The organism is Kitasatospora sp. NPDC030952 (genome assembly GCF_055571335.1).
Genome location: NZ_JBVIFM010000013.1, coordinates 173,411 through 187,872 on the forward strand (window position 1 = coordinate 173,411; position 14,462 = coordinate 187,872).

The following is a 14,462-nucleotide window of genomic DNA, read 5'->3' on the forward strand; positions in this document are numbered from 1 at the left end:
GCCCGGGGGCGCCGCCAGCACCGTGAGCCGTCCGGGGGACGGCCTCGTGTCGCGCCCCGTCTCGTCCCCGGTCGGGTCGAATCCCGCCGGCGGGAGCTGACGGTCCACTAGGGTCTGTCCGGTGCGTCGTCCACGTACCGGCGCTCCGCCGCCCCGGTCCCGGCTCCCGAAGTGGTGATCACCCTGCTCAGGCCCCGTACCGCTCTCGTCCCGGTGCTCGTGCTCAGCGCGGCGCTGCTGTCCGCCGCCGCCCCGCCGGCCACCGCCACGGACGGGCTGGGCGATCCGGTCTTCCCCTCGCTCGGCAACACCGGGTACCGCGCCCTGGCCTACGACCTGTCCTTCGAGTACCGGGCCGACACCCGGACCGTGGACGCCGGCGCGGTGATCACCACTCGGCTCGACCGGACGCTCGCCTCGCTGTCGCTGGACGCGCTCGGGCTGAACGTGCGCGCCGTCCGGGTCGACGGGCGCCCGGCCCGGTTCGCCGTCCACGACGAGAAGCTGACCGTCACCCCGGCGCACCCGCTGCACCGCGGCGCCACCGCCCGGCTGGCCGTCGAGTACTCCGCCGACCCGCGCGCCGCGCTGCCGCACACCGGCTGGGTGCCCACCCCGGACGGCTTCGCGGTGGCCGGCCAGCCCGCCGGCACGCACACCGTCTTCCCCTGCAACGACCACCCCGGCGACAAGGCCCGGTTCACCATCGCGGTCACCGCCCCCGACGCGCTGCGCGGCGTCGCCAACGGGGAGCTGACGGAGACCGAACCGCTCGGCGACGGCCGCACCACCCGGCGGTACGTCTCCCGCGAGCCGATGGCCACCGAGCTCGTCCAGGTGTCCGTCGGCGACTACACCGTCCGCGAGCGCCCCGGGCCGCACGGCCTGCCGCTGCGCGACGTCGTCCCGACCGCGCGGGTCGCCGACCTCGCCCCGGCCCTCGACCTCACCGCTGACCAAATCGACTGGGCCGAAAGCCACTTGGGTCCGTTCCCGTTCGAGTCCTACGGCATCCTGCCGGCCGACACCGACGATCCGGCGGCCTTCGCCTTCACCGGGCTGGAGACCCAGACGCTCACCCTCTACAAGCCGGGCTTCCTGCGCCAGCCCGAGCCGAAGATCGGCTCGCACATGATGCACGAGCTGGTGCACTCCTGGTTCGGCGACAGCGTCACCCCCGCCACCTGGGCCGACCTGTGGCTCAACGAGGGCCACGCCGACTTCTACGGCCTCGCCTACCGCTACGAGCGCGGCTGGCCCGACGCCTGGGGCGACACCACCCTGGTCGCCCGGATGCGCCGGCTCTACGGCCTCGCCGACCAGTGGCGGCACGACTCCGGCCCGGTCGCCTCCCCCACCGCCGCGAACCTCTTCGACGACCAGCGCTACACCGGCGGCGCCCTGGTGCTCTACGCCCTGCGGGAGAAGGTCGGCCCGGAGACCTTCGACCGGATCGAGCGCACCTTCCTGCGCGAGCACCGGTACGGCAACGCCAGCACCCGGGACTACGTGCGCACCGCCTCCGACGTGTCCGGCCAGGACCTGCGCGGCTTCCTGGACGACTGGCTCTACGGGCGGCGCACCCCGCCGATGCCCGGGCACCCGGACTGGACGGTGACGCCGGTGACCACCACCCCGCCCGCCGGCGCACGACCGCTCGGGCCCGGCGCACCGGAGGGATCGGGGACGGTCTGACGCGCTTCGCGGGCTCTGATCGGCTTTCGTACGCTCTGCCGCCATTCGCCCGCCGGATCGCGCCGCACTGCGCGTCCGGGCGCCCCCGTGCGCCCCTGGCCGTCCGGGGCGGGGCGGGCCATGGTGGACCCCACGGCCCGCCTGCCGCCCGGCCTAGCCCCGGCCGGCACGCGGGCCGTCCACCCTCCTCCACCGCCCCCGGACACTACCTGCGAAAATATTCGCGGTCGGGAGGCAACCCGCTGTATCGCCCATCGCGTTCAGCAGCCGTGAGAACGACACCCACGAGAACGCGGCCCGCCGGGCCGCCACGGCTGACGGGAACGGTACGGGGATCATGGCAGGCGCAGGGGCGGCAGCAGGATGACGGACGCGACACCGGACTTCACGGAGTTCGTCGCCGCCTGCGCCCCCAAGATGCTGCGCACGGCCTGGCTGCTGACCGGGGACCCGCACCAGGCCGAGGACCTGCTGCAGACCGCACTCGCCAAGGTCTGGCCCCGCTGGGAGCGGATCGCCCTCGAACGGCCCGAGGCCTACCTGCGGAAGGTCATGGTCAACAGCCATGTCTCCTGGTGGCGGCGGCGCTGGACCGGGGAACTGCCGCACGGCGAGCTGCCGGAACCGGCCGCCGCCCGGACCGACCCCTACGAGGACGTGGTGGTCGGCCAGGTGGTCGCCGAAGCCGTCCGGGCGCTGCCCCCGCGTCAGCGGGCCGTGGTGGTGCTGCGCTTCTTCGAGGACCTCAGTGTGGAGGAGACGGCCGAGGTGCTGCGCTGCAGCACCGGCACGGTCAAGAGCCAGTCGCACCGGGCGCTGGCCACCCTGCGCGGACGGCTGCCGGCCCGGGAACTGCTGCTGGACGGGGGAAGCCGTGAACGGGGCTGACCGGTGGGACGGTGCCGGAGGCGCCGAGGACGAACTGCGCGTGCTCCTGCGGGAGGCCGTACCGGCCCTGGCCGCGCCCGAGGACCGGATGGAGCGGGTGTTCGCCCGAGCCGCCCGGAGCAGGCAGCGACGGCGGACCGTCGGAGTCGGGCTCGGGCTGGCCGGCGGGCTGGTCGCCGCCGCGATCGCCGCCGCACCCGCGATCGCTCCGGGGCCCGGTCCGGAACAGGGGCCGGCCGGACAGCCGACGGTCACGGCCACCCCTTCACCCACGGGGGCGGACGGTCTGGTCCGTTTCCCTTCGGTCGACGGCCTGGCCGCCACCCTGCCGCCCGGCTGGTTCGCGGAGCCCGTCGCCGGTGACCCGCAGCGGGCCATCGGGTACCTGGCCAACCGGCCGTTCGACCCCAAGGCCCCCTGCCCGGGCGAGACCGCCCCCTGCGGCGCACCGGCCCCCACGATGGCCCCGGACCGGGTGCTGGTCACCCTGCGGCTGGTCGACGCGTCGAACCGGCCCGGGAAGCCGTACGGGACGACGACCCTCGGCATGACGGACACCCCGGTCGACAAGGACTGCTCGGCCCGCAACGGCTCCCGGGAGCTCGTCGGTCAGCGGAGCGTCACCCTCAAGGGCAGCGTCCTGGTCGAGCTGACGGCCTGCGCCCTGCAACCCTCGGAGTCGACCCTGCGGCAGGTGCAGCAGGTGCTCGACTCGATCCGGTCGGTCCCCCGCTGATCCTCCGCTGAGCGCCCCCGCTGATCTCCCGCTGGTCTCCCGCTGATCTGCCGCCCGCTCCGCTGGACCTCCCGCGCCGCGTCACCTCCTCGCCCCTTCGCCGCTCCCGGCCTCGTCACGAAACGGAAACGCCATGTCCCTACCCCGTCGCGCCCTCGTGGGGCTGGCGCTGCTCCTGGTGGGCTGCGCTCCCGAGGCCCCCGGGCCGTCCACCGCGGCCTCCCCCGCGCCGGTTTCAGCACCGGACTCGGTGCCCGACTCCGCGCCGGCGTCCGCCCCCGCCGCGATGGTGGCCGCACGGCCCGCTCCGCCCGAGCTGCCGCGCCGAGTCCCCGGCGTGGGCGCTCAGTTGCTCAGTGCGATACCGGCCGGGACGCGCCAGGTGCTGGTGGTCACCGGTGACGGGCCGGACGCCTCGACCGGGCACGCCGTCCTCTACCGCGACGACGGCGACGGCTGGCTCGCCGGGCCCACCTGGCCGACCCGCAACGCCCTGAAGGGCTGGACCGCCGACCATCGCCAGGGCGATCTGCGCTCCCCCATCGGGGTGTTCACCCTCACCGACGCGGGCGGGCGGCTGCCCGACCCGGGCAGCCGGCTGCGGTACAACCGGTCCGACGCCTTCGTGATGCCCGGCACCGGGTTCGAGGGAGAGCCACTGGCCGGCTCCTTCGACTACGTGGTCGCCATCGACTACAACCGCGTCCCCGGCTCCACCCCGCTCGACTCCCGCCGCCCGCGCGGCAGCGGGTACGGCGGCGGGATCTGGCTGCACGTCGACCACGGCGGGCCGACCCACGGCTGCGTCAGCATGACCACCGACCGGATGCGGGAACTGCTGCTGGCGCTCGATCCGGCGCTGCACCCGGTGGTGGTGATGGGGGACGCCGGGGCGCTGGCCCGCTGAAACGCGCCGGTGGCGACCGTAACCCTTGCGGCGCAGCGTCGTTGGACCGGCCATGAAGAAGCGCAGCATGCTCGCCGTCGCCTCGCTCGCCGTCGGCGTGGTCGCCTCCCTGACCGCTCCCAGTGCCCACGCCAGCGCGGTCGGCGGCCAGGAGGGGATGCCCGGGCCGGTGGTCGGAGCGCCGGACTCGGCGCCCGGACAGGTCGGGGACGCGGGCGGCGTGGTCGGCCAGGCCACCGGGTACGTGACCGGCTCGGCGGACGGCCTGGTGCCGGTCACCCCTGCCTAGGCCCTCCCCGAGCCCCAAGGCGTGTGGCCTTTCGGCTCGGGGAGGGGATGGGCGCGCCGCTGTGCGGTCCCCCTCCCCGAGCCGGTCCGGGGTCAGTTGCGCACGAGGAGCCAGGCTCCCAGCCCGCCGCAGTAGCCGCTGTTGTAGGTGGTGGTGTGGTAGCCGGCCGGTACGGGCGTGTACGGGCAGATCCACAGGCCGGGGCGGGCGAGCTGCATGAACCAGGAGCCGATGCCTCCGCAGCCGGGGACCTGGTGGTTGGTGTTGATGTAGCCGGGCGGGATCGGCGAGCCGGCACAGGTCCAGATGCCGTCCCGGACCTGCTGCATGAACCAGGCGTCGATGTTGGCACAGCCCATGCCGTTGCCGGCGTGCTGGGTGAGCACGTAGCCGGGCGGGATGGGCGAGGTGCCGCAGGTCCAGAGGCCGTCCACGGGCAGCCGCATGTACCAGGAGTCGTAGCCGTCGCAGCCGGTGGGGTTGTGGCCGGAGAGCACGTACCCGGCGGGGATCGGCGAGGTGGCGCAGGTCCAGATGCCGTCCCGGACGGGCTGCTGGTACCACATGCCGGCGCCGTTGCAGCCGCTGTTGGTGTGCATGGTGAGGACGTAGCCCGGGGTCACGGGCGCACCCCGGCAGATCCAGCCGGGCCCGGCGGCGGGTGCGGCGGGTGCGGCGGGTATCGCGGGTGCGGCGGCGGCGGTTCCGGCGGTGGTGCCGGTGAGGACGGCCGCCAGCAGGGCCACCACCCCCGCCACGGCGGCGAGTCGGCCCCGGAGGGCGGCGAACGACGAGCGGTCCAGCAGTCGGTGACGCAGTCTGTTCACTTCACACCAGTCCAATCGACAGGGCTGTCCGGCCCCGCACGAACGGCCGTGCGGGCACTGGACGTTGGAGCCGGTGCGACCCTAGCAAGAATTGGAACGCTCCAATACGGCCAGCATGACCACATCAAAGGTTGGCCGGAAACACGCTCCCGACACCGCCGGAGCCGCCGGGGGTCGGCCCCGGCGGCTCAGCCGGTCAGGGTCAGGACAGCGGGGCGCCGAGGTCCTGGGTCCACAGGGTGCCGGCCGGGCCGGCGGCGACGCCGACGCCGATGTCCTTGAAGCCGCAGTCGAGCATGTTGGACTGGTGGATGCCGCCGTCCATCCAGCGGGCGAAGACGCTCGCCGCCGTGGTCGGTCCACGGTCGAGGTTCTCGCCCCACTGGGACCAGCGGTAGCCGGCCGCGGTGATCCGGGCGTCCGCGCGGACGCCGTCGGGGTTGACGTGGTCGAAGAAGCCCCGGGCGGCCATGTCGTCGGCGTGCTTCTGGGCCGAGTTGTGCAGTCGGGGGTCGATCCGCAGCGGGGCACAACCCGCCTTGGCCCGTTCGGCGTTGACCAGGTCCACCAGCTGCCGCTCCGGGTTGGGCTGCGGCGCGGCGGGGGTCGGGCGGGACGCGGTCGGCGAGGGCGTCGGCGTCGCGGTCGGGGTGTCGGTGGGGGTCGGCGTCGGGGTGGGCGTGGGGGTGGCGGACGGGGTCGCGAGGAGGGCCGCCGGGGTGTCCGGGGCGGCGGCCGGGGCGGTGGGCTCGGGGGCCGCCGCGCTCGGCGGCTCGCTGGGGTTCGTCCAGACCAGGGCCAGCGTGGTGACGGCCACGGCGGCGGCCGCGCCGCCCGCCAGGACGGCCTTGCGGGCGGCGGCGCCGGCCCAACCGCCGTGCGCACCACCGCCGGTGGCGGCACCGGCGCCCGAACCAGTGCCCGCACCGGAACCCGCACCCGTCGCGCCCGCACCGCTGCCGGCGGCGGCCGAGTGCGCGGTGGCGGCCGAGTGCGCGGCGGTGGCCGCCGTGTGCTGGAGGTGCAGCAGCGCGGGCGAGGCCGACGGGATCGGCACCATCGCGAGGCCGGCCAGCAGCCCTTCGGCGGGGAAGAGGTCCCGGCCGAGGCCGTCGCAGCTGGCGCAGCCGCGGATGTGCCGGGCGATCCGCTTGCGCCAGACCGAGTTCGGGGTGCCGTCGAACCCGGTGGTGACCTCGGTGAGTTCGGGGCAGCGCGGGTAGGCGCCGAGGGCGCGGACGACGACCCGGCCGGCCTCCAGCTGCTTCTTCATCCGCTGGACGCGCACGGCGGCGTGCTGCGGGGTCAGGTCCAGGGCCTCGGCGAGTTCGGCGCGGGTGAGTTCGCCACTGGCCTCCAGCCACCACAGGGCGAGCAGTTCGCGGTCGTCCGGGTCCAGCCAGCGGGTCGCCTCGGCCACCTCGCGCCGCTGGCCGGACAGGCCGAGGCGCAGGATGGTGAGGTCGGTGAAGTCGGCCCGGGGGTCGGGGACCTCCCAGGTCTCGTCCAGGCCGCCGACGATGGGCTGCTGCTGCCCGGCGGCGTGGCGGCGGCGGACCTGGTTCATGGTGATGGCGACCAGCCAGGACCGGAAGGACTCCGGGTCGCGGAGCCCGTCCAGACCGTCCAGGGCACGGATCATGGTCTCCTGGGCGACGTCGTCCACGTCGGCGTGGCCGCGCAGGGCACGGCCGGCCACGTTGTAGACGAGCGGCAGCCAGGCGGCGACCAGGGCCTCCTGGGCCTGCCGGTCACCTGCCTGCGCCGCGAGCACCAGGGTCGCCCCGGTCCTGTTCTGCACATCAGCGTTCATGGTCCGCACTCCGTCTTGCCGTGTTTCCGTCCGCCGCTGCCTCCTCGGAGACCTGTGGGGAGTGATCAGATAACAACAATGTGCGCGGAATCGGAAAATCGGACTTCCCGGTGGCCGGGAGTACCGGCCACCGGCGGAGGCGGAACGAGGGGCGGAGGCGGGGCTCGGCGGCGGGGCGCGAAGGCGGGGCGCGGTGGCGGGGCGCGAAGGCGGGGCGGATCAGGCCGGAGCGGCGAACACCTGGGTCCACCACGGGCCGTCGGCCCCCGTCCGCACACCCACCCCGAGCTGCTTGAACGCGCAGTTCAGGATGTTGGCGCGGTGGCCCGGGCTGTTCATCCAGGACTCCATCACCGCCGCCGGGTCCTTCTGCCCCCGGGCGATGTTCTCGCCCCAGGTGCTCCAGCGGTAGCCGACCGCCTCGATCCGGTGGTCGGCGTGGTAGCCCTCCGGGCTGGCGTGGTCGAAGTAGTTGCGGTCGGCCATGTCGTCGCTGTGCGACTGGGCCGCGCCGGCCAGCCGGGCATCGGCGCTGACCGGGCCGCAACCGGCCTTGGCGCGCTCGGCGTTGACCAGGTCCACGACCTGCTGGGCGTACGAGGCGTTCGGTCCGCCGCCCGCCGGTGCGGCGGCGGCCCGCTGGGCGGCGACCGCGGCGCCGTTGGTGGTCGGGCGGGCGGCCGTCGGGCTCGGCTTCGTGGTGGCGGTGGGCCGGGCGGTCGCGCTCGCCGTGGCGGTGGGCGGGGCCGTCGGCGAGGCGGTGGCGGTCGCGGTGGCGGTCGCGCTCGGGTTGGCCGCCGGGTCCGTCGCCGTCGGGCTGCCCGAACCGGCCCCGGCGCCCACGGGGCCCGCTGCCCCGGCGCCCGGCACCTGGATGCCCTCGTGGGTTCCGAGTTCGGCGGCGATCAGCGAATCGGCCGCGGTCGACTGGCCGGCGAGGTCGCGGTCGGCCTGCTTGCCGCCGTACGCGGCGTACCCGGCCCCGGCCAGTGCGGCGATCAGGCCCGTCCCGGCCACCGCGGCGACCACCGCGGTCACCGGCAGGAACGCGCCGCGCCTGCGCCCCCGACGGCCACGGCCGGCATGCCGCTCGGCCGCCCGCCGCGCGGCCCGGCCACCCGTGCGGCCGTGGCCGCCGCTCCCGCTGCCGTTCACCGGGATGATGGTCGTCCTGTCGTCGCTGTTCACGTCGCCACTGCTTTCTGTCCAGGTCGGCTGGTCGGGTGCCGACACCTGGGAGACCCCCCGGCGGAACGCCGATAACAGAAAGTCCGAACGAATGTCCGGCGACTTGGTCACGCGACCCGATCGCTCGTCCGAGTCGGGTCCCGAACGGGCCCGGCAGGCCGGAACGGCGGGACCGGCGGGCTCAGCGGGCGGTGTCCTCCGGGGCCATGTCGTACGTGACGAACATCGTCCGGGTGGCGACCTGGTCGTACTTGCTGCGCGCCCGGTGGTTGTCGTCCGACGTGATCCAGCGCATCGTGTTCCACCCGCGCTCGGCGGCGACCTCCCGCAGCCGGGCCAGCAGTTGGTCCACCGCCCCGCCGCCGCGCACCTCGGGCGCCACGAACAGGTCGTCCAGGAAGCCGCCGACCGCGCCGTGCAGCGGCCGGGAGAACGGCCGGAAGTGCGCGAACCCGACCGGCGTCCCGTCGGCGTCCCGGGCCAGCAGCGCCTCCAGCTCGTGCGCCGGGTCGTTCAGCCAGGACCACACCAGCTCGGCCTTCTGCTCCGGCATCGGCACCCGGTAGAACTCGCAGTACCCGCGGAACAGTTCGCGCCAGCGCGGGTAGTCCCCGGCCTCCGGCACGCCGATGCTCCAACGGTTCGCGGCGGCGCTGCTCAACTCTGTCTCCTCGCTAGGTCGGACGGACCCGCCCAGCATGACGCCCCGTCGGGCGCCCGCCGACCGCCGTCGCGGCCAACAACCACCCGTCAGTACTCCAGTCCGGCGGGCGCGGGCCCACCCGGGAGGGTGAAGCGCTTTCCCGCGCCGGGGCCCATCCCCTACCGTGGGTCACCCCGATGGCACGGAGCGGAGGTTCCCTGCGGTGGACGAGCCGATGACGGAGTACCAGAGCCACACCTGGGAGGACGAGAACGGAGGCCGGTTCATCATCCTCTACCCGGGCTCCGAGAAGGCCGACGAGGAGGGCGAGGCGCGGCTGCGCGCGATGGGCGCCCGGGAGTTGGCGGCCCTCCGGGAGCGGGAGGCGGCGGAGCGGGACGGGGCGGAACCCGGCCCCGGCGGGTGGCGCCGCTCCGTCACCGTCAGCCTCGGCGATGCCACGCCGCTGCCCGGCCCCCGGCTCGACCCGGAGTGGCTCCGCACCTGGTGCGCGGAGACCGAGGCGGCCCTCGCCGGGTTCACCCGCTCCTTCGCCGAGCGGTACGGCTTCCCGCCCGGCGAGAACGCGCTGGCCCCCGCCACGGCGCACAGCCTCCGGGCCGCGGACGCGCTCGCCGAACTGCTGCCGCTCCCCGCCGATCTGGCCACGCTCCACCGGGCGCTCGCCGGGGCGTCCCTGCCGGACGTCGACAACGGCTACTTCATCCATGCGCCGGAGACGGTCACGGCGCAGCTGCGCGACTACGGTGTCCCGGCCGTCGAGGGCGAGCGGCTGCCCCTGGTCTTCGGCAGTGACGGCGGTGGCCACCTGTTCGCGACCGGACACACCGGGCGGGTCTGGAGGTCGGCCACGGCCTCCGTGGACGGCGGCTTCGAGCTCGTCGCCGGCACCCTGGAGGACTTCCTCCGGGAGATCGGCGGGCTGATCGCCGACCGGTGAACCCCGGGCCGGCTCCCGGTGCCCGGGCCGGGCGCCGGGAGCGGCGGGGTCAGAGGCGCTCGGGCACCGGGTTGCCGACCGCCTCGATGGCGCGGCGGACCGGCACCTTCGCCAGCACCAGGAAGCCGATCACGAAGAAGATCAGCAGCGAGATGATCGCCGAGCGGTAGCTGCCGGTGATCTGGTAGGCGAGGCCGAAGACCAGCGGGCCCATCCAGCTGGTGCCGCGGTCGCTGACCTTGTACAGGCTGAAGTACTCGGCCTCCTTGCCGGCCGGGATCAGGTGCGAGAACAGCGAGCGGGAGAGCGCCTGGCTGCCGCCGAGCACCAGGCCGATCATGCAGGCCAGGGCGTAGAACCAGACGGGCTGGTGGGCGGGCATGAAGTAGCCGAGGGCCAGGGTGATCACCCAGCCGACCAGCGAGCCCAGGATGGTCTTCTTGGCGCCGTGGCTGTGGGCGATCCTGCCGAGCAGCAGCGCCCCGCCGATCGCCACGACCTGGACGATCAGCACGGCGATGACCAGCGTGCCCTGCTCCATGCCGAGTTCCTCGCTGCCGTACAGCGAGGCCTGGGAGACCACGGTCTGGATGCCGTCGTTGTAGCAGAGGAAGGCGGCCAGGTAGAGCAGCGTCAGCGGGTGCTCGCGCATCCCCTTGAGCGTGCGGCCGAGTTCGCGCAGGCTGCCGGCGGCGGGCTGGTCGGGGCCGGTCGCGGCGCGCTCGCGGGCGACGCCGGCCCGGGAGGGCAGCCGCAGCATCGGGACGACGGTGAACAGCGCCCACCACAGGCCCGCCGAGGCGAGGCAGATCCGCACGGCGGTGCCGGAGGCCAGGCCGAGCGCCTCGTGGCCCTCGTACAGGGCCAGGTTGGCGATCAGCAGCAGTCCGCCGCCGGCGTAGCCGTAGGCCCAGCCCTTGGAGGAGATCTTGTCGCGCTCGTCCGGTGAGGCCAGGCCGGGGAGGTAGGCGTACGAGAGCGCCACCGACACCGCGTAGGAGATGTTGGCGACCACCAGCAGCGCGCCGCCGAGCAGGTAGCCGTCGCCGTCGAGGAAGAACATCCCCATGGTGGCGAGCGCGCCGACGTAGGCGAAGCCGCACATCAGCTCCTTGTGCCGGCCGGTGCGGTCGGCGACCGTGCCGGTCAGCAGCATCGCCGCGACCGAGATCAGCACGGAGAAGGAGACGGTGTACGGGAAGAACGATCCGGCGCGGATCGACAGGCCGAGCGGGTGCACGTCGCCGGAGGCGTCGGCCGCGTTCCTGGCCACCTCGGTCAGGTACGGCCCGAGGAACACCGTCAGGACGGTGGTCGTGAAGGCGGCGTTGGCCCAGTCGCTGATGTACCAGCCGAACTGCATCCGGCGCAGGGCGCGGCCGTCGTCGACTGCCGCCGGGGGCGACGAAACGTCGTCCGGCACGTGGTCCGTGGTGCTCATGGGCTCCTATTTCACTGTGCTGGAGCCGGTGCTGCCGTCCGTCCAGCAGCCGCGCTCGCCGAGGACGTCCCGCAGGACGTCGATGCGATCCGCCATGATGCCATCCACACCCAGGTCGAGGAGAGCCCTGATCCGTGTGGGATCGTCCACAGTCCACACGTGGACCTGCAGGCCGAGGCGGTGGGCGGCCCGGACGAAGGCCCGGTCGACCACCGGGATCCCCCGGTGCCGCTCCGGCACCTGGGCGCAGATCCCGGCGAACGGCGCCCCGCAGCCGGGCAGCAGCGGGCCCGCCAGGGAGCGCAGCCGCAGCCGGGCCACCTCGCGCGGGCCCAGCGAGGTGGCCAGCCGGGGGCCGGCGGCGGCGCGCACGGCGGCGAGCCGGCTGTCGGAGAAGCCACCGACGCAGACCCGGTCCCAGGCGTTCGTCCGGCGGATCGCCGCCACCAGCGGGGCGACGGCGGGCGCGGCCTTCACGTCCACGTTGAAGCGGGCCTCGGGGAACGCCCCGAGCAGGTCCTCCAGCAGCGGCACCGGCTCGGTGCCCCCGATCAGGGCCCGTCGGACGCTCTCCCAGGGCAGTTCGGCCAGCATGCCGGTGCGGTCGGTGACCCGGTCCAGGCGGGAGTCGTGGAAGGCCACCAGCACGCCGTCGGCGGTGGCGTGCACGTCCGTCTCCAGGTACCGGTAGCCGAGCGCCACGGCGGCCTCGAACGCGGCCAGCGAGTTCTCCGGGTGGCCGAGCTCGCCCCCGCGGTGGGCGAAGGCCAGCGGACCCGGATGGTCGAGGAAGGGGTGCATGTGGTGCTCCGAGCTGCTGGGGAGGAACGCGGGCGGTGCCCGTTCCGACGGCCCCTCGGACCGCGCGCGTTACAGTATTACGCACCATGTCAAGCAGTAACGCCGGTGCGGCGCAGGTCGTAGAGGTAGGACCTGCCGGCCTTCCAGCTGCGCCAGGGGCCGAGCGGGGGCGACGCCTCCCCGGCCGAGCGGCCGGACAGCGGCCAGCCGTTGGCCGTCCCGTCGGCGCCGACGGTGCACCAGCCCCGCCCGGGCAGCCAGCGGCACCACACATCGAGGTCGACCCGCCGGAACGACGGCCGGCCGTTGAACTCCCCGTCCGGGCGGTAGCGGTAGACCAGGCCGTCCACCCGGCGCACGAACGCGATCGACACCGCCGCTCCCCTCCTCGGATCAACCACCGGACGGCCAAGGCTACTTCGGCGGCCCACCGCAGGGCCCCGGGGCGGGCGCCCGGGGGAGCCGGGGTGCGGGAGCGGGGGTGGGCGTCGATGCTGGGGGTGGAGGTGTCGGCGGATGGGCCTGTGGCGGTTGGCGGTGGTGTCCCGGGAGGTGGCGGCGGAGCCGGGGCGGCGGGCGAAGGTCGGGCTGCTGGCCGGGTGCCTGCGGGAGCTGGGGGCCGAGGAGGGGGCGGCGGCGGTGGTGCTGCTGTCCGGCGAGGCGCAGCGGTTGCGGACCGGGGTCGGCTGGGCGGCCCTGCGGGACCTGCCGGCACCGGCCGCCGCGCCCTCGCTGGGGGTGCGGGAGGTGGAGCGGGAGCTGGAACGGATCGCCGGGGTGCACGGGGCGGGGGCGCAGGCGGAGCGCCGACGGCTGCTGGCGGGCCTGTTCGGGCGGGCGACGGAGGTGGAGCAGGGCTTCCTGCGGGCGGTGCTGGTCGGGGATCTGCGGCAGGGGGCTCTGGACGCGCTGGTCGGGGAGGCGGTGGCGCAGGCCGCCGGGGTGCCGGTGGCGGCGGTGCGCCGGGCGTTGATGTTCCGGGGGTCGGCGCGGGCGGTGGCGGCCGCGGCGTTGGGCGGTGGGGCGGCGGCGCTGGCGGGGTTCCGGCTGGAGGTGGGGCGGGCGGTGCGGCCGATGCTGGCGGCCTCGGCACCGGACGTGGCTTCCGCGCTGGAGCGCATCGGGGCGGCCGCGGTGGAGTGGAAGCTGGACGGGATCCGGGTGCAGGTGCACCGGGACGGCGGAGAGGTCGCGGTGTTCACCCGCAGCCTGGACGACATCACCGCCCGTGTCCCCGAGGTGGTGGAGGCGGCCCTGGCGCTGCCGTTGCGGTCGGCGGTGCTGGACGGTGAGGCGATCGCGCTCGATCCGCAGGGGCGGCCGCGCCCGTTCCAGGTCACCGCCGCGCGCACCGCCTCCCGGCGGGAGACGGACCGGCTGCGGGCCGAAGTGCCGCTCAGCGTCTACTTCTTCGACCTGCTGCACCGGGACGGCGAGGACCTGGTGGACCGGCCGGGCCGGGAGCGCTGGGCGGCGCTGGACGGGTCGGTGCCGGCCGGGCTGCGGGTGGCCCGTACCGAGACCGGGGACGACGCGGAGGCGTCGGCGTTCCTCCGCGGGGCGCTGGCGCTGGGCCACGAGGGCGTGCTGGTGAAGGACCCGGCGGCCGGGTACGCGGCCGGGCGGCGCGGGGCGGGCTGGATCAAGGTGAAGCCCCGGCACACCCTGGACCTGGTGGTGCTGGCCGCCGAGTGGGGCAGCGGGCGGCGCCAGGGGTTCCTGAGCAATCTGCACCTGGGGGCCCGGGCGGCGGGTGAGCCGGGCCTCGGGCCGTGGGTGATGCTCGGCAAGACCTTCAAGGGGCTGACGGACGAGACGCTCGCCTGGCAGACCGCCGAGTTGCTCGCCCGGGAGACCGACCGGGACGCCCGGACGGTACGAGTACGACCGGAACTGGTCGTCGAGATCGCCTTCGACGGCCTCCAGCGCAGCCCCCGCTACCCCGCCGGGCTGGCCCTGCGGTTCGCCCGGGTCGTGCGCTACCGGCCGGACAAGAGCGCCGCCGAAGCCGACACCGTGGCCGCCGTCAGGGAGTTGGCCGCCGCCGAAGGCTTGTGAGGCTGCCTGCGCGGCCCGGCCCGCCGGCCCGTCCGGCAAAGTACCGCTACTTGAAACGCATTGCACCGCAAGGGCGTTCGCGCCTTGGGGCCGAATCAGCCATTCTCGACGATCCGGCCACCGCACCCTCCGTGGACGGACCAGCGGCGGCTAGGTTGACCGTGACAACGAGAGGCGGCCGCCGGGCAGTCGGCGGCGCCCTGGCGAAAGGTGCC

The 14,462-nt window shown here is 74.9% G+C and carries 14 protein-coding genes; 7 read left to right on the top strand and 7 right to left on the bottom strand.

What is annotated here, in order from left to right; genetic code table 11:
• Positions 1–171: 171 nt before the first annotated feature.
• The 5 genes from ACZ47G_RS23080 (at position 172) to ACZ47G_RS23100 (ending at position 4,515) form a co-directional block, all read left to right on the top strand.
• Positions 172–1,695, top strand: coding sequence for a M1 family metallopeptidase (locus ACZ47G_RS23080; protein WP_465745462.1), 1,524 nt, complete (start codon positions 172–174; stop codon positions 1,693–1,695).
• A gap of 363 nt (positions 1,696–2,058) precedes the next feature.
• Positions 2,059–2,583 (top strand): SigE family RNA polymerase sigma factor, encoded by a 525-nt coding sequence (locus tag ACZ47G_RS23085; protein WP_465745464.1) that lies wholly within the window; start codon positions 2,059–2,061, stop codon positions 2,581–2,583.
• Positions 2,570–3,319, top strand: coding sequence for a hypothetical protein (locus tag ACZ47G_RS23090; RefSeq protein ID WP_465745466.1), 750 nt, complete (start codon positions 2,570–2,572; stop codon positions 3,317–3,319). Before ACZ47G_RS23085 ends, ACZ47G_RS23090 begins: the two co-directional genes overlap by 14 nt.
• Positions 3,320–3,452: 133 nt before the next feature.
• A complete protein-coding gene (locus ACZ47G_RS23095) occupies positions 3,453–4,226 on the top strand; it encodes a L,D-transpeptidase family protein (RefSeq protein WP_465745468.1) in 774 nt (257 codons plus the stop codon).
• Positions 4,227–4,278: 52 nt separating this feature from the next.
• Positions 4,279–4,515 (top strand): hypothetical protein, encoded by a 237-nt coding sequence (locus tag ACZ47G_RS23100; protein WP_465745470.1) that lies wholly within the window; start codon positions 4,279–4,281, stop codon positions 4,513–4,515.
• 92 nt (positions 4,516–4,607) lie between these two features.
• Here ACZ47G_RS23100 and ACZ47G_RS23105 read toward each other — a convergent pair whose 3' ends face one another.
• The 4 genes from ACZ47G_RS23105 to ACZ47G_RS23120 form a co-directional block, all read right to left on the bottom strand.
• The gene (locus ACZ47G_RS23105; RefSeq protein ID WP_465745472.1) at positions 4,608–5,342 is read right to left on the bottom strand and encodes a hypothetical protein; all 735 of its coding nucleotides are present in this window, start codon (positions 5,340–5,342) and stop codon (positions 4,608–4,610) included.
• 202 nt (positions 5,343–5,544) lie between these two features.
• Positions 5,545–7,155, bottom strand: a complete 1,611-nt coding sequence (locus ACZ47G_RS23110) for a sigma-70 family RNA polymerase sigma factor (protein WP_465745474.1) — start codon at positions 7,153–7,155, stop codon at positions 5,545–5,547.
• A gap of 219 nt (positions 7,156–7,374) precedes the next feature.
• A complete protein-coding gene (locus tag ACZ47G_RS23115) occupies positions 7,375–8,343 on the bottom strand; it encodes a CAP domain-containing protein (protein WP_465745476.1) in 969 nt (322 codons plus the stop codon).
• A gap of 181 nt (positions 8,344–8,524) precedes the next feature.
• Positions 8,525–9,004 carry a GNAT family N-acetyltransferase gene (locus ACZ47G_RS23120; RefSeq protein ID WP_465745478.1) on the bottom strand — a complete coding sequence of 160 codons (480 nt, stop codon included), beginning with the start codon at positions 9,002–9,004 and terminating at the stop codon, positions 8,525–8,527.
• Between the two features lie 217 nt (positions 9,005–9,221).
• Between ACZ47G_RS23120 and ACZ47G_RS23125 the strand changes: the two genes are divergently transcribed.
• A complete protein-coding gene (locus tag ACZ47G_RS23125; RefSeq protein ID WP_465745480.1) occupies positions 9,222–9,947 on the top strand; it encodes a hypothetical protein in 726 nt (241 codons plus the stop codon).
• A gap of 49 nt (positions 9,948–9,996) precedes the next feature.
• Here the strand turns inward: ACZ47G_RS23125 and ACZ47G_RS23130 are convergent, their stop codons facing one another.
• The 3 genes from ACZ47G_RS23130 to ACZ47G_RS23140 all read right to left on the bottom strand — a co-directional run bounded on the left by ACZ47G_RS23130 (position 9,997) and on the right by ACZ47G_RS23140 (position 12,563).
• On the bottom strand, positions 9,997–11,388 hold the full coding sequence (locus ACZ47G_RS23130) for an MFS transporter (protein ID WP_465745482.1): 1,392 nt from the start codon (positions 11,386–11,388) through the stop codon (positions 9,997–9,999).
• A 6-nt stretch (positions 11,389–11,394) separates the two neighbouring features.
• Positions 11,395–12,189, bottom strand: coding sequence for a glycerophosphodiester phosphodiesterase (locus tag ACZ47G_RS23135; RefSeq protein WP_465745484.1), 795 nt, complete (start codon positions 12,187–12,189; stop codon positions 11,395–11,397).
• Positions 12,190–12,278: 89 nt separating this feature from the next.
• Positions 12,279–12,563 (bottom strand): hypothetical protein, encoded by a 285-nt coding sequence (locus ACZ47G_RS23140; RefSeq protein ID WP_465745486.1) that lies wholly within the window; start codon positions 12,561–12,563, stop codon positions 12,279–12,281.
• 142 nt (positions 12,564–12,705) lie between these two features.
• Between ACZ47G_RS23140 and ACZ47G_RS23145 the strand changes: the two genes are divergently transcribed.
• Positions 12,706–14,247, top strand: coding sequence for an ATP-dependent DNA ligase (locus tag ACZ47G_RS23145; protein ID WP_465745488.1), 1,542 nt, complete (start codon positions 12,706–12,708; stop codon positions 14,245–14,247).
• The last annotated feature ends 215 nt before the right edge of the window (positions 14,248–14,462 follow it).